The organism is Bacillus sp. FSL M8-0266 (assembly GCF_038613425.1).
Classification (GTDB): domain Bacteria; phylum Bacillota; class Bacilli; order Bacillales; family Bacillaceae; genus Bacillus; species Bacillus pumilus.
In genome coordinates this window covers 3179697-3203878 of sequence record NZ_CP152015.1, presented here as the reverse complement: position 1 = coordinate 3203878, position 24182 = coordinate 3179697, and the positions used below count along the sequence as shown (strand labels likewise).

The following is a 24182-nucleotide window of genomic DNA, read 5'->3' as shown; positions in this document are numbered from 1 at the left end:
AGGGAGTGACAGTTGTGTCAGAAGAAAAAATCTACGATACGATCATCATTGGAGCGGGACCTGCCGGAATGACAGCCGCTGTTTATACATCACGTGGAAATCTTTCAACATTGATGATTGAAAGAGGGATTCCAGGCGGTCAAATGGCTAATACGGAAGATGTCGAGAACTATCCTGGCTTTGAAAGCATTTTAGGGCCAGAACTTTCAAATAAAATGTTTGACCATGCGAAGAAATTCGGTGCTGAGTATGCATATGGCGATATCAAAGAAATCGTAGACGGTGAAGAGTACAAAATCGTCAAAGCCGGTTCGAAAGAATACAAAGGACGCTCTGTCATTATTGCAGCAGGTGCGGAATACAAAAAAATCGGTGCACCAGGTGAAAAAGAACTTGGCGGCCGAGGCGTCTCTTACTGTGCAGTATGTGACGGTGCTTTCTTTAAAAACAAAGAGCTCGTCGTCATTGGTGGAGGAGACTCTGCGGTAGAAGAGGGTGTGTACCTCACACGCTTTGCGTCAAAAGTAACGATCGTTCATAGACGCGATAAGCTTCGTGCACAAAGCATTTTACAAGCACGTGCTTTTGATAATGAAAAAATCGACTTCATGTGGAACAAAACCGTTAAACAAATTAATGAAGAAAACGGTAAAGTCGGCAGTGTGACTTTGATTGATACGGTGACTGGTGAAGAAGAAGACTTTAAAACAGATGGCGCCTTTATCTATATCGGAATGCTGCCACTGTCTAAACCATTTGAAAATCTCGGCATTACAAATAAAGAAGGCTACATCGAAACAAACGAAAGAATGGAAACGAGAGTGGAAGGCATTTTCGCCGCTGGTGACATTCGTGAAAAAACACTCCGTCAAATTGTGACAGCAACAGGTGACGGAAGTATTGCCGCACAAAGCGCACAGCATTATGTAGAAGAGCTTGCTGAAAAACTCAAAGCAACGAAATAAAAGGCTGTCGTAAATCCTTAATATAGCGTCATGGGCTTTTAACTGGAATGTAACACGGGTGAAACAATTTTCCGTTATGATAAAACTAGTAATTGACCCCCTTTTATAAGGAATACATGTTTGGCACGGATGAGAATCCGTGTCCTTTTTTTTGCTTAAAATCAGAAATTCATGAGATGTTCACAAATGACGCATGGAGAACCATTAGTTGCTGTAAAATAAAGAGTAGAAAAATTGCCCGCCACTTCTTTCAGACGAAATTCGGTCTGATTTCGGTGAAGAAGGGGCATGTTCATTGTGGGAGTCAGGATGAACCTGTATAATAAGTTAAAGACATAAAAGAGTAGGTGACAGCTGATGCAACGAGTAACCAATTGTGTGCTGCATCACGAAGATCAAGTTCTCTTGCTGCAAAAGCCAAGACGGGGCTGGTGGGTAGCGCCGGGCGGAAAAATGGAAAGCGGAGAATCGGTCAAGGATTCAGTCGTTCGAGAGTATAGAGAAGAAACAGGAATTTATATTTTAAATCCACAGTTAAAAGGTGTTTTTACCTTTATCATAAAAGAAGGCGATCAAATCGTTCAAGAGTGGATGATGTTCACCTTTATGGCAGATTCATTTACTGGAAAAAACGTGACAGAGTCAGAGGAAGGCATTTTAAAGTGGCATGAAGTAAAGGATGTGCCGCATTTACCGATGGCACCAGGAGATTCCCATATTCTTGATTTCATGCTAAAGGGAAAAGGACTTCTTCACGGTACTTTTACGTATACACCTGATTTTGAATTGATTGCTTATCGGTTAGATCCTCAAGGAGACTAATACATGAACCGTTTTTATAAAGAAGGAGAGGAAGCAGGCATGAATACGCACAAACAAGGAGATATTCAGCTTGTGATTATTACAGGAATGTCAGGTGCGGGGAAAACCGTTGCCATTCAAAGCTTTGAAGATTTAGGTTACTTCTGTGTAGATAACTTGCCGCCATCACTTTTACCAAAGTTCCTAGAACTCATGAAGGATTCGAATTCGAAGATGAGCAAGGTCGCCCTTGTGATGGATTTACGCGGACGAGAATTCTTTGACAGCTTAGTTGCAGCCTTAGATGAAATGAGTGATCTTGGCTGGATCACACCAAGAATATTATTTCTAGACGCAAACGATAAGGTGCTTGTCTCAAGATACAAAGAAACGAGACGTTCGCATCCTCTTGCGACAACAGGTTTGCCGCTCGAAGGAATCGCAATGGAACGCGATCTGTTAGAAGAGTTAAAAGGCCGGGCTCAAATGATTTTTGATACATCGGATTTAAAACCAAAACAGCTTCGAGAAAAAATTGTCGCGCACTTTGCCACGACCCAAGGGCAGGTGTTTACAGTGAATGTGATGTCCTTCGGTTTTAAATACGGTCTGCCGATTGATGCTGATCTTGTATTTGATGTGAGATTTCTGCCGAATCCTTACTATATTGAGAGCATGCGTCCACAGACTGGAAACGATGAAGAAGTGCGTTCCTATGTAATGAAATGGAGCGAGACACAAAAATTCACAGAGAAATTAATTGACCTTCTCAGCTTTATGCTTCCGTCCTATAAACGAGAAGGAAAAAGCCAGCTTGTGATCGCTATTGGCTGTACAGGCGGACAGCACCGATCAGTGACGCTAGCGAACTACTTATCGGAGTATTTTAAAAATGACTACTACACTCATGTCACTCACCGGGACATTGAAAAGAGAAGCAGAAAATAGATGACGACACTTCCAAAGGTGGTCATTCTTGGCGGGGGCACTGGCTTATCTGTTTTGCTCAGAGGGCTAAAAACAAAGCCAGTGGATATTACCGCTATTGTAACGGTTGCTGATGACGGAGGCAGCTCAGGCAGACTGCGGCATGATTTGAATATTCCGCCTCCAGGCGATATTCGAAATGTCCTTGCAGCTCTCTCTGATGTTGAACCACTTGTAGAAGACTTATTTCAGCACCGTTTTAACAAAGGGAATGACTTAACAGGCCACTCACTTGGCAACCTCATTCTTGCGGCCATGACAAATATAACCGGTGATTTTTTTCATGCCGTCACAGAAATGAGCAAGGTCTTAAATGTAAGAGGAAAAGTCTTACCAGCAGCGAATTCAAGTGTTGTTCTACATGCTGAACTAGAAAATGGGCAAGTGGTAACAGGAGAATCAAAAATCCCAACCTACGGTGAGCGAATTAAACGAGTGTTCCTCACACCCAATACGATTGAGCCGCTCCCAGAATCGATTCAAGTCATTCGTGAAGCCGATTTGATCGTCATTGGACCTGGCAGCTTATATACAAGTATCTTGCCAAACTTACTTGTACCGCATATTGGCGAAGAAGTGATTCGTTCGAAGGCGAAAAAAGTGTATATTTGCAATGTCATGACGCAGCCAGGGGAAACGCTTTCCTACAGTGCAGCTGATCATGTGCAGGCATTAAACGATCATATGGTTCGTCCATTTATTGATACCATTTTTGTGAACAATAAAGAAATTCCAGAAGAGATCAAAGCAAAATATGCAGAAGAACAGGCACAGCCTGTACAGTTCGACACAGATGTACTCAAGGCAATGGGACTGGAAGTCATCCCTGGGGAAATCATTACATACGACCAGCATGTGATTCGTCACGACACGCTGAAAGTAGCCGCGCTGCTTGTCGACCTGTTGCATAAGAAAAAATAGGAATGGGGGTGGCAAGGATGTCATTTGCATCCGAAACAAAAAAAGAGCTGACTAATCTGGACGTGAAGGACTGCTGCACAAAAGCAGAGCTTTCTGCCCTCATCCGTATGAACGGTTCATTATCTTTCTCTAATCGAAAATTAATTCTAGATATACAGACAGAGAACGCAGCCATCGCAAGACGGATTTATACGCTGCTAAAAAAGAAATATGATGTCACAGTCGAGCTGCTCGTTCGTAAGAAAATGAGATTAAAAAAGAATAATGTGTATATTGTCAGACTGGTAGAACGAGCGAAAACCATTTTAGAGGATTTGAAAATATTAGGTGAGCATTTTGTATTTGAGCGCAATATTTCAGAAGAGCTTGTAAAGAAAAGGTGCTGTAAGCGCTCCTATATGAGAGGTGCTTTTTTAGCAGGCGGTTCTGTGAATAATCCAGAAACGTCTTCCTATCACCTTGAGATTTTTTCACTATATAAAGAACACAATGATGCCCTTTGTGAGCTGATGAACCAATTTCATCTCAACAGTAAAACACTTGAGCGTAAAAAAGGCTACATCACATATATGAAAGAAGCCGAAAAAATTACCGAATTTTTAAGTGTTGTAGGTGCGCATAATTCACTTCTTCGCTTCGAAGACGTTCGGATCGTCCGTGATATGCGGAATTCCGTGAACCGGCTCGTCAATTGTGAAACAGCAAACTTGAATAAAACGATTGGTGCATCGCTGCGTCAGGTCGAGAACATCCAATTCATTGATGAAAAAATTGGACTTGATGCTCTGCCAGATAAGCTGCGTGAAATTGCAAAACTGCGAGTCGACTATCAAGAGGTCACGCTAAAGGAACTGGGAGAAATGGTGGAAAGTGGCAAGATTAGCAAATCAGGCATTAATCACCGCTTAAGAAAGCTAGATCAAATTGCAGAACAATTACGAAACGGACAAGCTGTTACACTCAAATAGGAGAATGAAAAAGGGAGGCAGATCATATGGTGGAAAAAACGGTCACCATCCAGTTGAAAACAGGCTTGCAGGCACGTCCCGCAGCTTTGTTCGTACAGGAAGCGAATCGTTTTGGAGCTGAAATCTTTCTAGAGAAGGACGGAAAAAGAGTCAATGCGAAGAGCATTATGGGTCTCATGAGCCTTGCGATCAGCTCTGGGGTCACTGTTAAACTGATAGCAGATGGTGCGGATGAACAAGAAGCCATTGATGCGTTAACGGATTTTATCAATCAAGAAAACTGAGTCTCTTCACAGACTCAGTTTTTTTAGAAGGGAATGAACATGATGCAATCAGCATTTTTACAGAAGATCGGATACGAAGGCCAGTCCATCACCTTTGATGACCTGCCTGTATTATTAAAAAAGATGGCCTACACCTTTCCATTTGAAAATAGATCTGTGCTGAACAAACAATCCTATGCCTTGAATCAAGAAGGATTGAAAGAGCATCTTCTTGAAGGAGGCAGAGGAGGTCTTTGTTACGATCTCAATCCTCTTTTATATTATGTGTTAAAAGAGGCAGGACTCGCTGTACAGCTCGTTCAAGGGACCGTGTATAACAAGGAAGCGGGCATATGGGCAATTGATGGTACGCACGTAGCCATGACGTTGAATCATCAAAACGAACGGTATCTTATTGATGCGGGTTTTGGTGTGAATTTACCTCTCCAGCCTGTACCCTTTACTGAAGAATGGGTGGAAGGAGCGTCTATTCGGTTTCGAGTCAAAGAAGAAGAAACTGAAAAAGGTACGCATCTTCTCCAATTAGATAGAGGAGAAGGCGCTGAAACAGGCTATGCATTTACATTGGAAGAGGTGAGTGAGCCTACATTGGTCCAAATGAGAGAGGAGATTTATGAAAATGAAGCCTCTCCTTTTAACAAAAGACCACTTGCTTCAAAGCTCACACCAACAGGACGTGTAATCGTCACCGAGGATCATGTCACTATACATGAACATGAAGAAGTGTCGAAAAAACCGCTGTCTCTGCCTTTTGAGGAATACGTGAAAACCCTGCTGCCATAAGTGGCATCAAAAAAACAGCCCTGCGTCAAATGGGGCTGTTTTTTGATTGATTATCGAATCCGTGTGAATGTCGCGTAATGGTCTGTTGTTTTGTAAATGAGCCAGTCACTTGAATACACGAGGCGGTCAGCATTGCGGAAGCCTGAGACGTAGTTGATATCTGCCTCACGCCATGTGCGGCCGCTTGCTGAAGGGAGACGTCCCTCCCGGTTAGAGAAAACATCTCCACCGATGCTTTTGCCTGGGGCAACCTCTGCTAGATTTCCCTTCGATGCCACCCATCCAAGAGCACTTGCTTGTGATTTTGTGATGTAGTTATCAGGCAGTCGTTTGTAGCGAATCAAATAATCTGCTACACCATCAAACGTATTAATGACGGCAAGGGTATGAACATCTGATGTCAGTTGAATAGAAGCTGTTTTATTTGTGGCGGTCGGTGTAAGTGGTGTTTCGGCATTGGCTTGCTGCGGAATAAAACCAGAAAACAGAATAGCAGCAATCAGAGCAAACATAGTAAAAACCGAACTGATTTTTTTCATCTTCATCCTCCTATTAAGGAAATCGGAAGCTGTCCTCTTGATGCTTGTCTACCTCATATTATAGCACCCGAATATGAAGGAAATGTAAAGAAACAGGATCTTTGCTAAAATGAGGCTTTTCTCCTGATATTCTTCTGATGAAATAAATAAAAAGACGCAGCTCTGAATCCTGCGTCTTTTCCGATTAAGATGAAGCAAGCTCCTTCACAATATCTACAGGGGCTTTGCCATCAATTCCATGAATCACATTATGAATGGCTCGTTTCAGCATAAGATCCCGCGTTGTTTCAGTAGCGGAACCGATGTGGGGAACAAGGGTGACATTGTTCATTTCTTTGAAAGGATGATTCTCCTGAAGCGGTTCCTGTTCAAACACATCAAGACCTGCGCCTTTGATCCATCCCTCTTGAAGCGCTTGAATGAGGCTTTTTTCGTCCACTGTTTTCCCGCGGGAGATGTTTACAAATAAAGCCGTTTGCTTCATTAACTTCAATTCTCGTTCGCCAATCATATGATACGTTTCATCGGTCAGCGGTGTAATCAACACAATGATATCAGCTTGCTTTAGTAGGTCATCAAGTGTGCAATATAAAGCGCCATATGCTGATTCAGCCTTTTCATTCCGGCTGCGGTTATGATACAGGACATTCATATCAAAACCATGTGCAGCTCGTTTGGCGACTTGCTCTCCGATTCGTCCCATGCCAATAATGCCAAGCGTTTGATGATGGACATCGATGCCAAAGATATCTTCTTCCTGTACAAATTTCGTCCATTTCCCCTCACGGATAAAACGATCAAGCTCGGCAATTCTTCGCGCAGAGGAAAGAATGAGTGAAAATGCAAGGTCAGCCACAGTATGATCGAGTGTATGAGGCGTGTGCGTTCCGATTATGCCTCTTTGCCTCATCACTTCTATATCGAAGTTGTCATAGCCAACAGAGTTATTGCTCACGACCTTGAGTTTTGGTGCGTGATCTAATAGCTCTTGATCGATTTTCGTCCCAGACGTTAAAAGACCATCAGCATGCTGCAATTTTTGAAACAAAATATCTTTTGGAATGGGATCTTTGGATTGCCACACCTCGTATGTACAATGTTCCTTTAGTATTTCCTCAAATGAGGCAGGTAATGGTTTGGCGACAAAAATATGTGGTGTCACAGTCAACTCGCTCCTTTCACATGGTCATCTTGCTCCTTTTATTATAAAGCAACCATTTCGTCTGAACACGTTTGAAGGTTATCTGCTCAATATTTAATATACTAAAATAACGGAAAAGAGAGACATTTTCTTAGTGAAAAAGGTTATTTATATGCCATCTGATGCATTTATTACTTAGATGGAAATCAGCTAATGGGAGATGTGACATATGAAGAAGCCTGATTTTCTGAGAGATTATCTGACAAACTGGAAAATAGATCGAGATTTTTTGATAGAAAAATGATTATATTTGAAACATATTAAACGGGAAGGTCGTTTTCTACTAAACCATTTCATCGTCTTTTGGCGAGCAGAGAACGATAGATTGAAAGGAAGACCGCGTCCCCCTTGCGATGAAGCGTAAATGAGAGAAAATGATCACATTTCTTCTCATCGTTTTCTCATTTTTTTCTTTATTTTCTATCATTTTTCATCTTTAAGCTTGAGAACACACGAAAGAAAAGGAGGACAGGCAGGAGCTTACGTGACTTAATAAGATGGGAGTTGGCAAAATGGGATCAAAATTAGAACAGATTCTTCAGCACAATTCAAAATTCGTACAAGAGAGACATTATGAGCCTTACAAAGTGGGGAAATTTCCTGAAAAGAAACTCGTCATATTAACTTGTATGGATACACGTCTTTTGGAATTATTGCCGCAATCCATGGGGCTGCGCAACGGTGATGCGAAGATCATTAAAAATGCGGGCGCCATCGTAACACATCCTTTTGGCAGTGTGATGCGGAGTATTCTGCTAGCAATCTATGAACTAAAGGCAGAAGAGGTATGCATTGTAGGACATCATGAATGCGGAATGGCAGGTCTTGCGGCAGATCCTTTACTTGAAAAGGCGAAAGCGCGTGGCATTGAAGAGAAATGTTTGAGCATTGTGAAAAACTCAGGAGTTGATTTAAAGGGATGGCTGACAGGCTTTGATTCGGTTGAAGAGAGCGTGTCCCAAAGTGTGAAATTGGTCAAAGAGCATCCACTTATGCCAAGTGATGTGGCTGTTCATGGACTTGTCATTCATCCAGCAACGGGAAAGCTGGATGTCGTTGTGAAAGATAATCAGATTGACGCACAGTATACCTAAATCATCTACACATACTTGAAGGAGGCCAACACATACCATGCGTTTTTATGGAAGATTTGAAGGATATGATTCATCAAAATTTAGACGTGATTTAATCGCTGGGCTTGTCGTGGGCGTTGTGGCAATTCCTTTAGGCATGGCTTTTGCCATTGCATCTGGTGTCGGACCAGAATATGGATTATACACAGTCATCGTTGCCGGCATTTTGATTTCATTGTTTGGTGGTTCAAAGTATCAGATCGGCGGGCCGACTGGGGCGTTTGTTCCAATTTTATTTGGTATCGTCAGCCAATACGGTATCGAAAACTTACTCATTGCCGGTTTTATGGCAGGGTGTATGCTTGTATTATTCGGGATATTCAAACTAGGGAAGCTCATGAAATTTATTCCTCGTCCGGTTATCATCGGCTTTACTGCTGGCATTGCTGTCATTATTTTTTCAGGGCAGATTGCCAACTTCCTCGGATTAAAGGGTGTTGAAAAGCATGAAAGCTTTTTCCTCAATATGAGAGAAATTGTGGTCCATCTCGGTACCGCAAACAGTCTTGCCATCATCACAGCTGTTATTGGGCTTATTGTGATTTTGGCGGCACAAAAATACATTCCCAAAATACCTGGTGCTCTATTAGGTCTATTGGCTTCAACGTTTCTAGCTGTTCTCTTTTTCCAAGGACAAGTTGAAACGATCGGCTCGGCATATGGGGAAATTCCTCGTCAGCTGCCAAGCTTTGCTTTTCCTGAATTAACGATTGAAAAAATGATCTACCTCCTCCCTCCAGCGATTGTCATTGCGCTTTTAGGTGGCGTGGAATCAATTTTATCGGCAATGGTCGCAGACAATATGAAAGGCTCAAAGCATGACAGCAATAAGGAGCTTGTTGGGCAAGGAATTGCCAATATGGCGGCACCGCTGTTCGGAGGAATTCCGGCGACTGGGGCGATTGCCCGTACGGCAACAAACATCAAAAATGGCGGAGCAAGCCCGATTTCTGGTGTTGTGCATGGCGTCGTCGTGCTGCTCATCTTAATGCTATTTGCGCCATATGCGTCGATGATTCCACTTGCTGCGATGGCACCGATTTTAATGTTTGTTGCTTGGAATATGAGTGAGAGAAAAGAGTTTATCAATATTGTAAAAGTGAAAAATGCGGATTCCCTTGTACTTGTTGTGACCTTCCTGCTGACGGTCATCGGTGATTTGATTATTGGCGTCACCGCAGGGCTCATTTTAGCCTTTATTGCTTTCATCAAAAAAATGAGCCAGACGACCAGCATTCATCCAAACGTTGCGGTTCCCCAGATGGAAACAGCAGCAGCTTTAGAAAAACAGACAGACCAGCAAGGCATTAGTATGTACGCCATTGAAGGGCCGCTGTTTTTCGGAACAACAGACTCACTCGAAAATTCGATTCTGGACCATGTTCAGACAAAGCCAAAAACGCTCATTCTGCTCATGAATAAAGTCAATTATATGGACACATCAGCAGAAGCGGTGCTGATGAATATCTCCAACCGGTTAAAGCATCATAATGGTAAGCTGATGATTGTCGGACTTCAATCACAGCCGAAAGAGCTTTTGCGTCGAACAGGTCTTTTCCATCATATTGGAAAACAGCATTTTTTTGAACGAACAGATGATATCTCACCACAGCAGCTATAAAGGTGGAAAAAAGCACGTGACGATGTGGTCACGTGCTTTTCAGTTCTGAAAAACGCTTTGTGAGTTTCTGTTGATGAGAGGAGAAGATCTCTTCTACTGTGACATCATAGAGATCGGCTAAAATAAGTAGATTCGCTAACACATCTCCCATTTCTTCAACGAGTTCTTTCTTCAACTCAGATGATTTTTGTTTTTGCTCGTCAGGCCGGTCACGTCCGATCTCGATGGCTCTAACAGCGCGAGCGAGTTCTCCTGTTTCTTCCATCAGGAACCCTAACCGGATAAACGGTCCGTATTCTGTCCAATTTCTCTTTTTGTAAAAATCCTTGATCCATTTCTCCATCTCATTTGTTTGCATTCTCTTTATACAGCTCCTTATATGGTGTGCACCTTTTAATTTTACACTATATATAGACGAAGCGGTTGTTTTTAAAAAAACAATTATAGTAGAATGAGTGGGTGAAGAAATCATAGAGAGAGATGGAGCTGTTTTGATGAAAACGATTTGTGTGTTTGCTGGTTCGAATCCAGGCGTGAAGGACGTCTACAAAGAAAAGGCTGTAGAGCTGGGGACTTATATGGCAGAGCATGACATCCGTCTTGTATACGGCGGTTCACGAATTGGATTGATGGGTGCCATTGCAGATGAGGTTTTAAGAAATGGCGGACAAGTCATTGGAGTTATGCCTAAGGGGCTTTTTAGAGGAGAAGTTGTGCATCAAGAGCTGACAGAATTAATCGAGGTAACAGGAATGCATGAACGAAAAGCGAAAATGAGTGAGCTGGCTGATGGATTTATTGCGATGCCAGGCGGCTTTGGTACATATGAAGAATTATTTGAGGTGCTATGCTGGGCACAAATCGGCATTCACCAAAAGCCAATCGGCTTGTATCAAGTGAATGACTATTTCAATCCGCTCATTGACATGGTGAAGTTTAGTGTACAGGAAGGTTTCTCGAATGAATCACACCTCCAATTGTTACATGCCTCCAGCGAACCGGAGGAATTAATCACGCAGATGGCTTCTTATCAAACACCATCTCTTCAGCAGAAATGGACGGAGCTGTCTTAAAGCGTATTTCAACCACAAAAAACCGTCTGTTCGAGGAGCAGACGGTTTGTTTTGTCATATTATTTTTGTTCTTCTGCATTACGGGTCAAGACTTTGTCAATGAGTCCGTATTGAAGTGCTTCTTCCGCTGTTTTGAAGTTGTCACGATCTGTATCGCGCTCAATCACTTCGATTGGCTGACCAGTACGTTCAGCAAGTACTTGGTTCAGTTTATCGCGTAAAGAAAGGATTCGTTTTGCCGCAATTTCAATTTCTGTTGCTTGACCTTGGGCACCACCTAGTGGTTGGTGAATCATGACTTCACTGTTTGGAAGAGCATAACGCTTACCTTTTTCACCAGCAGCAAGCAGGAACGCACCCATAGATGCAGCCATACCAATACAAATGGTTGATACCTTTGGTTTAATAAATTGCATCGTATCGTAAATGGCCATACCAGCTGTGATTGAACCGCCAGGGCTGTTAATGTAGATAGAAATATCTTTTTCTGGATCTTCAGCTTCTAAGAAAAGCAGCTGTGACACGATGGAGTTGGCAACATTGTCATCGATCGCAGAACCAAGCATGATAATACGGTCTTTTAAAAGACGAGAATAAATGTCGTAAGCTCTTTCCCCACGATTTGTTTGCTCAATGACTGTAGGTATTAAATTCATAATGTTCCTCCTTCACCTTTTAGGTAAGTATGTAATTCAATGATACATTTTTGGTCAATAAAGGTCAAACAAAACGCAATCAAAAAATTCGACAGCCACATGTTATTTTTCCCAAAAATTATTTTTCTTAAACCATGGAAAAGGTTTAAAAAAATATGGTAAAACTTTGGCTATGCAGTGACCATGCTTCTCCTAGGATGGTTGACATTGTTCATTTGGCCATTTATTGATGGGATCATTTGTCTTGTCAAAACAGTGGATGAAGTAAATGAAAATATGGAACGAAAAATTATTGCATCTGTTAAAAGCGCATAAGTCGACATGTCTGCATCTTTTCGGTGCAGGCTTCTTCTTTGAAGTCATCAGAATATCATTGCTTTCTTGCAGCATTTCCCTTATAATTTGATATGCTGACGTTCAAAAACATATCGTGCGCTCGTAGCTCAGTTGGATAGAGCGGTGGTTTCCGGTACCACGTCTGCCGGGGGTTCGAATCCCTCCGAGCGCGTACTTGGCCTTGTTCACGATTGATAAAGGTCCAATTTAAACCCTCTCCTTTGGAGAGGGTTTTTTCGTTTTACTATATGTATCATTCACTTTTAAAACTGTTCATTTAATGATTGTCTAATTATGCTATAATTAATAATCATTCTCAATTAAAGGTGGTTTCGCAAGTGAAAAAAATGATATGGTTGATCAGTTTGATGGCATTATTGTTAGTGGCATGCGGGCAGAAAGAGAATAAAGAGCAAGCAGCAAGCACACGTACATATACAACTGAAACGGGTGAAAAGATCACCATTCCTGCTAAGCCAAAGCGAGTTGTTGTTTTAACGGCGCAGCTTGGAAGTTTCCAAAAACTTGGTGTGACACCAGTTGGGATGACGGATGTTTATCCTAAATCATCCTTTTTAGATGAAACAGGTGTGAAGCGGGTGCCTATCGAAAATGTGGAGGCGATTGCAAAGCTGAAGCCTGATTTGATTATTGCTTATTCTCAAAACGCACAGGTTGAAAAATATAAAAAGATTGCCAAAACGATCACATTCACGACAAGTGAACACAGCTTCAAAGAGATGCATATTGAAATCGGAAAGATTCTTGGAAAAGAAGCGTTAGCAAAAAAACAAATAAAAGAACTGGATGAGCAGTTAAAGAAAGACGGAGAAGAAGTCAAAGCAAAAATAAGTGATGACAAGACATTCTCCATCATGGATGTTCAGCCAAAGCAAGTATACTTATTTGGTACTGATTTTGGCCGCGGCGGGGAAGTTATCTATCAAGGCTATGGATTCAGCCTGCCTGCAAAAGTAGAAAAGGCACTTCCAAAGGAAGGCTATCTTGGTATTTCGTTAGAAGAGATGAACCAGTATACAGGTGACTATTTACTTGTCCCCACAAAGGATGGAAAAGAGCCAAACCTAGATATCACGGGCAGCGGTGTATGGAAAAAGAATCGAGCGGTGAAGCAGGGACATGTTCTTTATTATTCAATCAATGAATTTATCTATGCAGATCCGATCTCAATTGAAAAACAGTCTGCTGCGTTTAAACAAATGCTGCTCAAAAAATAATAGAAAAAGGACAAAGCACTTAACTTGGGGCTTTGTCTTTTTTCTTCTAGTCATCTCTTAAAATACTGGTCATAAGACTCATTTCTTCCCTTTACAGGCGTATTTGTTGAGCCCGCTGGCTGTATATGATTAACATGGAAGAGAATTGACAATGAGGAGGGATTTCTTGTGGCGAAGATTTTATTGATTACATTTCCCGCTGAAGGGCATGTGAATCCTATGTTAGGGATCATCAAAGCATGGGCGGATCGTGGAGATGAAGTGCATGCGGTCACAACTGTACATTATGAGGAACGAATCAAACGCTTAGGCGCTCACGTACATAAACATCCAGACTATATTCGGACATTACACGTGGATGAAGGAAATCTCGATTCCATGCAGCCATTCTTTCATGCCATGTTGCAAACATCATTTGATATTTTAGAGGTGGTAGAAACACTTTCTCAGCAGCATTCATTTGATTTTGTCTATTTTGATATGTTTGGTGCAGGGGAGCTTGTTCGAGATTATTTACAAATTCCAGGAATCGGTTCAAACCCATCTTTTGTGCTGCAAGAGGCGCATTTTGATACACCGCTATACAGAAAGGATGAGAAAGCCGATCATCTGTTAGAAAGCATACAAGAGCGTTTTGGCGTTCAGCCAACGCGTTTGATGCAATTCATGAAAAATCGCGGAGAACTGAATATCGTGTATACAAGTGAATATTTTCAGCCGTCTGTCGATGCAGTGAACGACTCATTTGTTTTCATTGGACCGAGCTTTCTAAAAAGGGCAGATCAGCATGATTTCCCGCTGGAAGCACTTGAGCAAGAAAAAGTCGTCTTTATTTCGATGGGCACCGTTCTTGGGGATACAGAAGCATTTTTTAATATGTGTATTGATGCATTTGCCGACTTTGATGGAAAAGTGGTGCTCGCAACAGGTGAAAAAGTGGATCGGTCTCTCTTGAAAGAAGCACCTTCTCATTTTCTGATCGAGCCTTATGTGCCACAGCTTGAAGTACTTGAGCTGACAGATGTGTTTGTGACGCATGGCGGAATGAACAGTGTCAATGAAGGCATTCATTATCACGTTCCGATGGTTGTCATTCCGGTCGACAAAGATCAGCCGATGGTCGCACAAAGACTGACCGAGCTATCTGCTGCCCGTGCACTTGATAAAGACCAACTGACAGCAAAGCAGCTAAGAGAAACCGTGGAATCTGTTCTGGGAAGTAACACATACCGTGCTGGAATCGAAAAAATTGAAGAAAGCTTCCAAACAGCAGGCGGAACAGATAAAGCATTGCGGACGATTGATCAATGGATGCAGACGAAACAGACTCAATCATGAGTCTGTCAGCGTGTAGGCAAACCCTCGTATTTGGTGTCTGACGTGCGTGAAAGTGGAATTGCTCTGCTTTGGTACCAGTCCTTCCAAGACTTCAAAGGTTTTCTATTACGCTGAAATGAATGGACTCACCTGTGCCATTTCAGCTTGACAAAAAATAACCAATCTTTTATTGTAAACGTAACAAACGACGGAAGGGTGACCCAATGCAATGAAGTACTAATCCTATGACCTGTAAGCAAAATGAAAAAACGAAGGCAGTGAGCAAACGATTGGTTTGCCATGTTTGCTGCGTTTTCATTTTTTAGCTTCGGAATAGGATGGTACAGCTTGGGAATCAAAGAATGAGGAGATTGATACGGGGATGTGTGTGTTCAAATAGGAACGGCACGTCATCCGAGATTGATCCGCTTATTTTTGTACACCATTTTGCCTCCTATTCTGAGAATGGGAGGCTTTTTCATGTCTCCTGATACGAAAGGAGTGGGTTGGATGTTAGTAAAAGCCAATCAGTTAAAGGTGTTTCGAAAAGATCGATTGTTATTTGATATTGAGGAACTTACCATCCATCAAAGTGACCGCATTGGACTTGTCGGGGCAAATGGCAGCGGGAAAACGACGTTATTGCATGTGCTCGCGGGACAAGAGACACCAGACAGTGGCACGTTTGCTGCCACAACGACCTGCACACTGCTTCCTCAGCTAAAACAAGCGGATGGCATACAGAGTGGTGGTGAGATGACCCAGGCTTATATTGAAAGCGCGTTAAACCGTCCTTCTGCCCTTTTATTAGCAGATGAACCAACGACTCATTTAGATACAGAGCACATTGAGTGGCTGGAAGAGAAGTTTCACAATTATCAAGGAGCCCTCATTGTCGTTTCACATGATCGTGCTTTTTTAGATGCGGTATGTACGGAGATTTGGGAGCTGGATCATGGACGGCTCAATCAATACAAAGGCAACTACACGCAATTTGCACATCAAAAAGAGCTGGCGCATCGTCAGCAGGTGGAAGCGTACGAAGCTTATACCCAAAAGAAAAAACAGTTAGAGCATGCGCTAGAAAAGAAAAAGAAAAAAGCCGACAAAGCTACAAAGCCATCCCAAAAGCTGAAATCCTCAGGGCCAAAAATTGCAAAGCCCTACTATGCAAATAAGCAAAAAAAGCTGCAAAAAACAGCCAAATCGATTGAAACAAGGATGGAGAAATTAGAAAAGGTTGAGAAAGTAAAAGACATTCAGCCCATTCAAATGACGCAGCACACAATGAAGGAAGTAGCGAGCCGTACCATTTTGCGAGTGAAAAATGTAGATGGCAAGGCGGGCGATCAATTGCTTTGGAAGCAGGCGAATGTGGAAGTGAGAGGCGGGGACAAGGTCGCCATCATTGGCAAGAATGGGAGCGGGAAAACGACATTTCTCCGAATGCTGGTAAATGGACATCCCGGAGTTTCTCGCTCAGAAGCTGTCAAGCTCGGCTATTTTCGTCAAGATCTTTCAGGATTAAAGGTAGATGAATCGATTTTACAAAATGCGCTGAAAGAGGCAGTTCAAGATGAGACAGTGGTACGAACGGTTTTAGCGAGACTTGGGTTTCGAGGGGATGACGTGTATAAACCTGTCGGGGTGTTAAGCGGAGGAGAACGGGTGAAGACCATGCTGGCGTCCTTGCTTGTCAGCGATGCCAATGTTCTCATGCTGGATGAACCGACGAACTTTCTAGATCTGGCGGCAGTTGAAGCGCTTGAAGGTCTATTGAAGGATTACTCGGGTACTGTTGTGTTCGTTTCCCATGATCGCAGACTGATTGAGAATGTGGCGACTCGCATTTTCCATGTTCATGAAAAGCGTATTGAAGCTTTTTGTGGAACATATGAAGCGTATAAACAAAAAGGCGACAAACCAGCTGTGACCCAAAGAGAAGAGGAGCTTCTGTTAATTGATTTACAGCTGTCTGAAGTGCTCAGCCGGTTAAGTATTGAGCCGTCTCAGGAGCTGGAGGAGACATTTCAAGCATTATTGAAACAAAAGAAATCTTTGGAGTCATAAAGAAAACCCCTGTGTTTATTGCACAGGGGCTTGTTCATTTCGTTCTTTTTTTAATTGATCAAGCTCACTGACTGTGACGAGCTGATAGCCTTGTTTGGTGAGTTCATGAATGATCTTCACTGCTGCTTGAGCTGAGCTGTCATAAATATCGTGCATCAACACCGTTCTCCCATCTGCTGCATGTGAAAGAACGTGGTTTGTGATCTGCTGGCTGTTGCGAATTTTCCAATCCTCAGGATCAACATCCCATAAAGAGACCTTCATCCCAACTGCTTGATTGATGTCTTGATTTGTCCCACCATATGGCGGTCTAAAGTGCGTAGGTGTATACCCGCTCGCTTTCTCAATCAGCTTCTGAGTGTCCTTCACTTGTTTCACCGCCTCCTTTAAAGGCAGTCTTGTTAATAAAGGATGACTGTAAGAATGGTTTCCGATTTCATTCCCGCCTTTTAGAATATCGGCAAGCATATTAGGATAATACTGCACCCTGCTGCCTAATACGAAAAAGGTCGCATGTCCTTTATTTTCCTTCAGTGCTTCTAAAATTTTTGAAGTGGTCGCTGGATTCGGACCATCATCAAATGTGAGGGCGATGGCTTTTTTATTTGGATCAAGCTTTGATTTTTGCGGCAGCTTGACGGCTTTTCTTTTCGGATTTGGTTCTTTCATTTCATTTTGATTTTTGGTTTTATTCATATATTCTGGCTTCATTATATCTTTCAGCAGCGTCTTTTTAATCGCAAGTGTTTGGGGACCAAGATCTTCGCCGGCTACTTGAGATGCTGGGAAATAAAATTCTACATATTTCTCTTTCAAGGCAAATTGACTGAAGTTTTGAGCAGTAGGGGCTGTTCCTTTCTGAAGGAGCGTCTGATCCTTAGATAAGGTTTTGTCCTTTTGAAGCTCCGAATATGTAATGTAGGATAATTTCTTCAAAAAGTTGGTTTTAGGTAGAAATAAATCTTTTGTGTCAAGAAAGGTTTTTTTCTGAAAATCATAGTTGATCGTGAGATGATTGGTGATCCCATTTTGCTGACCTGTATAGGTATAAGTCGTAAAGCGAATAGCAGCCGACTGCTTCGCATAATGCACCATATCATAATCAATATTCAGTTCAAAGCGTTTGTTTTCATCGACGTCCTTGGCTTCACTAAACGTCTTTTTGAAATGCTCTAAAGCTGAATTGGCGTAGCTTTGAATCTTGTCATCTAGCTCTTTTTGATGAAAAAGAGGATAGTTGACTGCATATCTCATAAATTTCCCGTCATTTACGAGAGTGACGATTTCGACGTTTTTATAGTTCGTATCCTGCTTTACATTTTTCTTCTCGGTACCACTTGCTTGTTGATTCTGAAAGAAAGCAACGACTCCAATGACGATCGCAAGTGCAAATAGGCCGATACTCCATTTTCCCTTTAATGACACAACGTTCAAATCTCCTCTCAAGACGGGTCATTCTTTATCAGTTTGACATCTGTTTGTAATATTTTTATAACATTTGACTTACTTTTGTCATTTTAGAGGATATTCAGGCGGAATGTCAACTATTTTCCTATTAAAATATGAGAAAAAATGATAGGTCATTTCAAACGAGCAAAGACTGTCATCTGCATACCTTCATTAATTAAAAAATAAGGTGTACATTGATTTTTGAGAGGCAGGCAGATATAATTTTGATGATTATGATTCTCATTTTCAAACAGACTTTTAATGAAGAAAAGGATGACACCGATTTTGCAGGATAAGCGAACACCTCAACAAAAACGATCATCATATATTCTGTTCTTTTTGATATTTTTTCTCGCCGTCCTTAGTTTGGCGGCTGCCATGTTTTTGGCTGTGTCATATGGTGCCAAAACATTGTCTCTGCAAACGGTTTGGACAGCTGTATTTGACTATCAGTCAGATGTCACAGAGCAGCAGATCATCCATGAATTAAGACTTCCTCGTGTTTTAGGAGCAGCTCTTGTTGGAGCGGCATTTGCCGTAGCGGGTGCGCTCATGCAGGGGATTACAAGAAACCCGCTGGCCGATGCGGGGATTTTAGGCATCAATGGCGGTGCGATGTTCGTGGTCGCTCTTTGTTTTGCTTTTTTCCCAGGAATCCCTTATTCGGCACTTATGTTGTTTTCCTTTATTGGTGCAGTGCTCAGTACGCTGCTGATCTTTGCGATTGGTGCGGCTGGTGGCGTTTTGACACCACTGCGCCTAACAGTAGCAGGAGCCGTTGTGGCTGCATTGCTTCATGCACTTAGCTCTGGAATCGCGATTTATTTTGACTTAAGTCAGGACCTTGCGTTTTGGTATGCAGGCGGAGTGGCAGGTGTGAAATGGCCGCAGCTGACAATTCTTGCCCCGGTCATTCTCGTAGTGATCGTATGGGCGATGCTATTAGGACGGTCACTGTCGCTACTGTCGCTTGGTGAAGATGTAGCGGCAAATTTAGGGGTGAAAACGCGACAAGTGCGAATACTAGGAATGGTAGCTGCTGTATTATTAGCAGGGGTTTCTGTATCAGCAGTCGGTTCCATTGGGTTTGTCGGTCTTGTCATCCCACATATCGCACGAAAGCTGGTTGGTGTAAACTATCGTTTCGTCATTCCGATGTCAGCGATATTAGGCGCGGTACTGCTTGTCTTTGCTGACCTTGCCAGCCGCACCGTTAATCCGCCGCGAGAGCTTGCCATTGGCGTGATGGTGGCACTTGTCGGTGTTCCTTTCTTCTTGTATATTGCCAGAAAAGAAGGGAGGAACCTGTCATGAGAGAGAAACAGCGGGCTCTTGTTGTGACAGTCGTTTTGCTTTGTTTGAGTGTGGCCGTTGTGCTGTATAGCTTAAATACCGGTACGCTGAAACTAAATCCTCTTGTAGTCGTCAAAACGTTATTCGGCTTTGGAGATTTTCAAAGTGAAACGGTGCTGTTTGACTATCGTCTGCCTCGAATCGTGGTAACGATGCTAGCTGGAATTGGTCTTGGTATTGCGGGAGGCATTTTGCAAAGTCTATCTCGTAACCCGCTGGCCGATCCAGGGATTATTGGACTGAATGCAGGCGCTGCATTTGGCTTAATCGTATTTGTGACGTATTTCCACGCACTAGAAGGCAATCCCTCTCTTCTTATTCCGCTCTTTACATTTGGCGGAGGGCTTCTTGCGGCAGCGGTCATCGTGCTTCTGGCGTATGACCGGCAGGAAGGGCTCGTTCCCATCCGGCTGATCCTAGTAGGAATTGCAGTTGCCGCGGGATTCAGTGCTTTGACGTTATTTTTGTCATTGAAGCTAGATGAAGATACATACACATTTGCTTCAAGATGGCTTGTCGGCAATGTCTGGGGGAGAGACTGGATTCATGTGTTAGCGCTTCTGCCTTGGATTGTATGCCTTGTACCGCTTACGCTGATGCAGTCAAGCACGCTCAATGCGTTGACATTAGGAGATGCTGTCGCCTCAAGTGTAGGTGTACGTGTTCAGCGTCAGCGTCTCCTTTTGCTGACCTTAGCTGTTGGTTTGGCGAGTGCAAGTGTTTCGATGACAGGCGGTATTGGTTTTATTGGACTTGTCGCTCCGCATTTGGCAAGGCGGCTTGTCGGCTCACTCCATCAATATTTTTTACCAGTTAGTGCGCTGATTGGCTTGTTGATTTTGGTCAGTGCCGATACAATTGGACGTTCCATCTTTGCCCCAAATGCCATACCAGCGGGTGTCGTTGTGGCTTTTATCGGCGCTCCTTATTTTCTCTATTTATTAGCAAAAACGAAATAAACAAGAAAGAGGAACTCATCATGAAAAAATTACTTGTGCTTGGTTTAACGCTCTGTTTTATCTTGCTTGCCGCTTGTGGTCAACAGGAAACAAAGAATACAACAACTCAAAATGATCATGGAACACCGAAAATTGCTTCCTTGTCTATTCATTTAACGAATGACTTATTAGCACTCGGTATCAAGCCAGCAGGCTCTGTTGTAGGAGGGGATTTAAAAGATTTCCTTCCACATGCGAAGAAGCAGCTGAGTGGTACGAAGAAGCTGGGCATCGCAGCCGATCCTGATATGGAGTCGCTGCTTGCATTACAACCAGATGTTATTTACGTTGATGAAGAACTAGCTGGACAAGATTTATCGAAATATAAGAAAATCGCCAAAACGGAAGTGTTTGATTTAAATAACGGCACTTGGCGTGATCATTTGAAAAAAATCGGCAAGCTCGTCAATAAAGAGAAAGAAGCCGATCAATATATTCAGGATTACAATCAAGAAGCAAAAGAAGTCAAATCGCTCATCAAACAAAAGATTGGAAACGGAAAAGTAATGGCGATCCGTGTGACGGCAAAGGAGCTTCGAGTATTTAGCATGAAGCGCCCAATGGGTCCAATTTTGTACGAGGATTTAGGCCTCACACCTGTCGATGGGGTGAAGAAACTGGACAGCAAACGGCCATTTGAAGTGATTTCTCAAGAGGTTCTTCCTGACTATGATGCAGATGCTATCTTTGTCGTCGTGAACCGTGATGATAAAGCGCAGCAGGCATTCAAGCAATTAGAAAAGACGCCGATTTGGAAGGGGCTAAAAGCCGTAAAGAACAGCCAAGTCTATCCGATTGCCGATCAGCCATGGCTCGATTACTCAGCACTAGGCAATAAAATGGCTTTGGATGAAGCGAAAGAGATGTTTTCTACATCAAAATAAGATGAAATCAGGCATCATTCCTTATATAGGCATGATGTCTCTTTTTTTGATCCGGTCTTCTATTCTTTCGGTTTTTGCATACATATGAGAGAGAACGAGCCGTACCGGCCGTGAAGGGGAAGAAAGGGAGGGGTTACAGTTGGAAGTTCAAAAAATGAGTGCAGGTACAATCGCAAGGCTTGTGCTGCTTTTGCTCGCACTTGTCAACAGTGCGCTAACCGCTGCGGGAAAAAGCCCAATTCCTATTGATGAAGAAGGTATTCAGCAATTCATCACGTTAGCCTTTCTTGGAATTACATCTCTCTGGGCCTATTGGAAAAACAATGATATAACGAAAAAAGCACGAACAAAAAAAGCAGAATAAGAGGAAAAAGAGCCTTTTTATGATAAAAGGCTCTTTTTCAGCGAAGCGTCAAACGCTTCTCCCCGCAATTTGACTCTTCCTGAAAGGCTTACGCCCGTCGTTCTCCCATGTTGGCGAGGAATGCTTTTACTTCCTCAATGCTTAAGCCGATAGCTTTCGCCTCACTCATCAGACGCTTCCACTCTGTTATATTCGAATCCGTCAACTTTCTATGAGTGACATGTAACGTCTTTTCTTCCTGCTTCTTTCGGTACGTTTGGAGCAGCTGATAGAGTTCTTCTTTTGGCATGCCGGATTGGACGGCATTGACGATATGCTCCCGCCATTCGTGTTCACCACTCTCAGAGTCATGAAACATCAACGTCTCTGCATCAAATAGCTCTTGTAAATCAATCTCTAGTGAAGAGGATACCTTTTTTAAAAACTGGACAGATGGATTTCTGTGGACACCACGCTCAATCTTACTCAAATACGATTTAGAAACATGGGCATCTTCAGCCAACTGCTGAATGGAGTATCCTTTCCTCTTTCGGTAAATGCGTATCACCTTTCCTATCATTCGATCATCCCTTCTCCCTGGCGAATCGTACTGCGACCTTTTCGTTCATTATAAGAAATAAATTGTTCTTTATAAAATTCAAAAACGTAAGAATTAGGAAGTAAACAAAAGAAAACGAACGATTTCGTTCTTTAAAAAGAACCATAAGACCTATTATGACATTTTTCTTTGCGGGTATTATCTTTTATAATCCAATCATTAACAAAAAGAAACCATATATAACCTTTTTATGATGAAATCGGGAGGTATCTATGAATGAGATTATAGGTTTTAAGCAGCTGTTTTCTGTCATTAAAGAGAAAATGGCCCTTCTGATCCTGATTGTCCTGATCGTAACGGGCATTTCAGCCTACTATCAGTTCTATGTCTCGACTCCTGTATATCAGGCAACCACTCAAATTCTTGTTCATAAACGCAGCAATGACGCACAAGCGAACTTAAACGATATTCAGATGAACCTTCAATATACACGTACCTTTCAAGTTTTATTAAAAAGTCCGATCGTCATTGAAAAAGTAAAAGAAACACTCAACCTTACAGAATCAGCTGAAGGATTAAAACACAAAATTGCCACAAGTACAGAAAATGAGTCTGAGGTCATCAATATTTCTGTACAAGATGAGGATCGCGCAAAGGCAGTTGCCATTGCGAATACTGCAACAGAGGTGTTGCAAGAAGAAATCAAAAAAACCATGAATATGGATCGCATTAATGTTTTGTCTGAAGCCAAGCTGTCCAATACGATTCTTATGAATTCAAGAAAATTCGTTCATATCGTACTGGCACTAGGCGCCTCTTTATTAGGGGGGGTAACACTCATTTTCTTAATGAACCTACTCGATGATACTGTAAAACGAACACATCAAATAAGAGAAGAGATCGGATTGCCGTCGCTCGGCAGCGTCTATCGGATGCAGACAGACAGGAGGGCAAAAAAAGACAAGCAGTCCGTCATAACGGGAGGACAGAACATTGATCTTTAAAAGAAAGAAAAGAGAAAAGAGAGATTTATCCTGTATTTCTGTATTAGATCCTCACTCTGTCATAGCAGAACAATTTCGTACGATCCGAACGAACATCGAATTCACATCAATCCAAACAAGGCTGAAATCCATATTGGTGACATCCTCCTTGCCGAAGGAAGGGAAATCATTTACGGCTGCAAATCTAGCAGCTGTTTTTGCACAGCAGAAAAAGCGGGTGCTGCTGATGGATGCTGATTTGCGAAATCCGGTTGTTCATGAATATTTTGACCTGAGTCATCACACGGGCTTGACCAATGTGCTATTAAATAATTGCAGCTTGGAGGAAGCTATTTTACCCACACCTATTGAACATTTAGAGCTGCTTCCGAGTGGAACCATTCCGCCGAATCCAGCTGAGCTGCTCTCCTCACCTGTCATGAAGCAACTTTTTTATGAAATTGAACAGCAATATGACATGGTGATTGTTGATTCTGCGCCGCTTCTGCCAGTAGCCGATGCAAAGATCCTGGCGAACCGGACAGATGGAAGCATTCTTGTTGTCTTAAGCGGCAAAACCAAGATAGCTGCGGTGAAGAAATCAAAAGAAGTGTTAGACGGGACAACAGGTAAACTGCTTGGGGCTATGCTAAATGGCAAGAAAGAGAAAAAGGGAAGGCTGTATATGTATTAACAAGATTGATAGGTGATGTCTCCTAA

General features: G+C 42.5%; 24 protein-coding genes, 1 tRNA gene and 1 pseudogene. 20 read left to right on the top strand and 6 right to left on the bottom strand.

Annotated elements, in window-relative coordinates; genetic code table 11:
- The first annotated feature begins 14 nt into the window (after positions 1–14).
- The 7 genes from trxB (at position 15) to MKY83_RS16570 (ending at position 5709) form a co-directional block, all read left to right on the top strand.
- Complete coding sequence (trxB, locus tag MKY83_RS16600; protein WP_034620189.1) at positions 15–965, top strand: thioredoxin-disulfide reductase; 951 nt, start codon at positions 15–17, stop codon at positions 963–965.
- Positions 966–1322: 357 nt separating this feature from the next.
- Entirely contained in the window at positions 1323–1787 is a 465-nt protein-coding gene (locus tag MKY83_RS16595) for an 8-oxo-dGTP diphosphatase (RefSeq protein WP_003213484.1), read from the top strand.
- A 39-nt stretch (positions 1788–1826) separates the two neighbouring features.
- Positions 1827–2714 (top strand): RNase adapter RapZ, encoded by an 888-nt coding sequence (gene rapZ, locus MKY83_RS16590; protein ID WP_044139397.1) that lies wholly within the window; start codon positions 1827–1829, stop codon positions 2712–2714.
- Positions 2715–3674 carry a YvcK family protein gene (locus tag MKY83_RS16585; protein WP_044139390.1) on the top strand — a complete coding sequence of 320 codons (960 nt, stop codon included), beginning with the start codon at positions 2715–2717 and terminating at the stop codon, positions 3672–3674.
- Positions 3675–3691: 17 nt separating this feature from the next.
- Positions 3692–4642, top strand: a complete 951-nt coding sequence (gene whiA / locus MKY83_RS16580; RefSeq protein WP_044139391.1) for a DNA-binding protein WhiA — start codon at positions 3692–3694, stop codon at positions 4640–4642.
- 26 nt (positions 4643–4668) lie between these two features.
- Positions 4669–4926, top strand: coding sequence for an HPr family phosphocarrier protein (locus tag MKY83_RS16575; RefSeq protein WP_044139392.1), 258 nt, complete (start codon positions 4669–4671; stop codon positions 4924–4926).
- Between the two features lie 39 nt (positions 4927–4965).
- Positions 4966–5709: an arylamine N-acetyltransferase gene (locus MKY83_RS16570; RefSeq protein ID WP_044139393.1), complete on the top strand. Its 744-nt coding sequence runs from the start codon at positions 4966–4968 to the stop codon at positions 5707–5709.
- A 50-nt stretch (positions 5710–5759) separates the two neighbouring features.
- On the opposite strand, the pseudogene MKY83_RS16565 reads toward MKY83_RS16570, so the two are convergent.
- Both MKY83_RS16565 and MKY83_RS16560 read right to left on the bottom strand, forming a co-directional pair.
- Positions 5760–6098: pseudogene (locus tag MKY83_RS16565) on the bottom strand (ribonuclease); the annotation flags it as partial.
- 334 nt (positions 6099–6432) lie between these two features.
- Positions 6433–7410 (bottom strand): D-glycerate dehydrogenase, encoded by a 978-nt coding sequence (locus tag MKY83_RS16560; protein ID WP_065097976.1) that lies wholly within the window; start codon positions 7408–7410, stop codon positions 6433–6435.
- Between the two features lie 551 nt (positions 7411–7961).
- Between MKY83_RS16560 and MKY83_RS16555 the strand changes: the two genes are divergently transcribed.
- Both MKY83_RS16555 and MKY83_RS16550 read left to right on the top strand, forming a co-directional pair.
- Entirely contained in the window at positions 7962–8543 is a 582-nt protein-coding gene (locus tag MKY83_RS16555; protein WP_065097977.1) for a carbonic anhydrase, read from the top strand.
- A 37-nt stretch (positions 8544–8580) separates the two neighbouring features.
- Positions 8581–10203 carry a SulP family inorganic anion transporter gene (locus MKY83_RS16550; protein ID WP_185107815.1) on the top strand — a complete coding sequence of 541 codons (1623 nt, stop codon included), beginning with the start codon at positions 8581–8583 and terminating at the stop codon, positions 10201–10203.
- A gap of 28 nt (positions 10204–10231) precedes the next feature.
- Here MKY83_RS16550 and MKY83_RS16545 read toward each other — a convergent pair whose 3' ends face one another.
- Positions 10232–10561 carry a MazG-like family protein gene (locus tag MKY83_RS16545; RefSeq protein ID WP_003213115.1) on the bottom strand — a complete coding sequence of 110 codons (330 nt, stop codon included), beginning with the start codon at positions 10559–10561 and terminating at the stop codon, positions 10232–10234.
- 136 nt (positions 10562–10697) lie between these two features.
- Between MKY83_RS16545 and MKY83_RS16540 the strand changes: the two genes are divergently transcribed.
- Complete coding sequence (locus MKY83_RS16540; protein WP_044139006.1) at positions 10698–11276, top strand: TIGR00730 family Rossman fold protein; 579 nt, start codon at positions 10698–10700, stop codon at positions 11274–11276.
- A gap of 59 nt (positions 11277–11335) precedes the next feature.
- Here MKY83_RS16540 and clpP read toward each other — a convergent pair whose 3' ends face one another.
- Positions 11336–11932 carry an ATP-dependent Clp endopeptidase proteolytic subunit ClpP gene (gene clpP, locus MKY83_RS16535; protein ID WP_003212962.1) on the bottom strand — a complete coding sequence of 199 codons (597 nt, stop codon included), beginning with the start codon at positions 11930–11932 and terminating at the stop codon, positions 11336–11338.
- Between the two features lie 432 nt (positions 11933–12364).
- Between clpP and MKY83_RS16530 the strand changes: the two genes are divergently transcribed.
- From MKY83_RS16530 to abc-f, 4 genes are all read left to right on the top strand, one after another.
- Positions 12365–12440 (top strand) — tRNA-Arg (locus tag MKY83_RS16530).
- A 175-nt stretch (positions 12441–12615) separates the two neighbouring features.
- Positions 12616–13506 (top strand): ABC transporter substrate-binding protein, encoded by an 891-nt coding sequence (locus MKY83_RS16525; RefSeq protein ID WP_260564454.1) that lies wholly within the window; start codon positions 12616–12618, stop codon positions 13504–13506.
- Between the two features lie 168 nt (positions 13507–13674).
- Complete coding sequence (locus MKY83_RS16520; protein ID WP_106029358.1) at positions 13675–14844, top strand: macrolide family glycosyltransferase; 1170 nt, start codon at positions 13675–13677, stop codon at positions 14842–14844.
- Between the two features lie 489 nt (positions 14845–15333).
- Complete coding sequence (abc-f, locus tag MKY83_RS16515) at positions 15334–16893, top strand: ABC-F type ribosomal protection protein (protein ID WP_342488695.1); 1560 nt, start codon at positions 15334–15336, stop codon at positions 16891–16893.
- Between the two features lie 15 nt (positions 16894–16908).
- Here the strand turns inward: abc-f and MKY83_RS16510 are convergent, their stop codons facing one another.
- Positions 16909–18318 carry a polysaccharide deacetylase family protein gene (locus MKY83_RS16510; RefSeq protein ID WP_065097980.1) on the bottom strand — a complete coding sequence of 470 codons (1410 nt, stop codon included), beginning with the start codon at positions 18316–18318 and terminating at the stop codon, positions 16909–16911.
- Positions 18319–18603: 285 nt separating this feature from the next.
- Between MKY83_RS16510 and MKY83_RS16505 the strand changes: the two genes are divergently transcribed.
- The 4 genes from MKY83_RS16505 to MKY83_RS16490 all read left to right on the top strand — a co-directional run bounded on the left by MKY83_RS16505 (position 18604) and on the right by MKY83_RS16490 (position 21941).
- Entirely contained in the window at positions 18604–19656 is a 1053-nt protein-coding gene (locus tag MKY83_RS16505) for an iron ABC transporter permease (RefSeq protein WP_080772918.1), read from the top strand.
- On the top strand, positions 19653–20654 hold the full coding sequence (locus MKY83_RS16500; RefSeq protein ID WP_106067307.1) for an iron ABC transporter permease: 1002 nt from the start codon (positions 19653–19655) through the stop codon (positions 20652–20654). Before MKY83_RS16505 ends, MKY83_RS16500 begins: the two co-directional genes overlap by 4 nt.
- Positions 20655–20671: 17 nt before the next feature.
- On the top strand, positions 20672–21577 hold the full coding sequence (locus tag MKY83_RS16495; protein WP_185847307.1) for an iron-hydroxamate ABC transporter substrate-binding protein: 906 nt from the start codon (positions 20672–20674) through the stop codon (positions 21575–21577).
- 139 nt (positions 21578–21716) lie between these two features.
- Entirely contained in the window at positions 21717–21941 is a 225-nt protein-coding gene (locus MKY83_RS16490; RefSeq protein WP_106067305.1) for a phage holin, read from the top strand.
- Positions 21942–22029: 88 nt separating this feature from the next.
- On the opposite strand, the gene MKY83_RS16485 is transcribed toward MKY83_RS16490, so the two are convergent.
- Entirely contained in the window at positions 22030–22500 is a 471-nt protein-coding gene (locus MKY83_RS16485) for a helix-turn-helix domain-containing protein (protein ID WP_106067304.1), read from the bottom strand.
- A 251-nt stretch (positions 22501–22751) separates the two neighbouring features.
- Here MKY83_RS16485 and MKY83_RS16480 point away from each other — a divergent pair, with 251 nt between their 5' ends.
- Complete coding sequence (locus tag MKY83_RS16480) at positions 22752–23483, top strand: Wzz/FepE/Etk N-terminal domain-containing protein (RefSeq protein WP_065097983.1); 732 nt, start codon at positions 22752–22754, stop codon at positions 23481–23483.
- On the top strand, positions 23473–24156 hold the full coding sequence (locus MKY83_RS16475) for a CpsD/CapB family tyrosine-protein kinase (protein ID WP_065097984.1): 684 nt from the start codon (positions 23473–23475) through the stop codon (positions 24154–24156). The genes MKY83_RS16480 and MKY83_RS16475 overlap by 11 nt, the downstream gene beginning before the upstream one ends.
- The last annotated feature ends 26 nt before the right edge of the window (positions 24157–24182 follow it).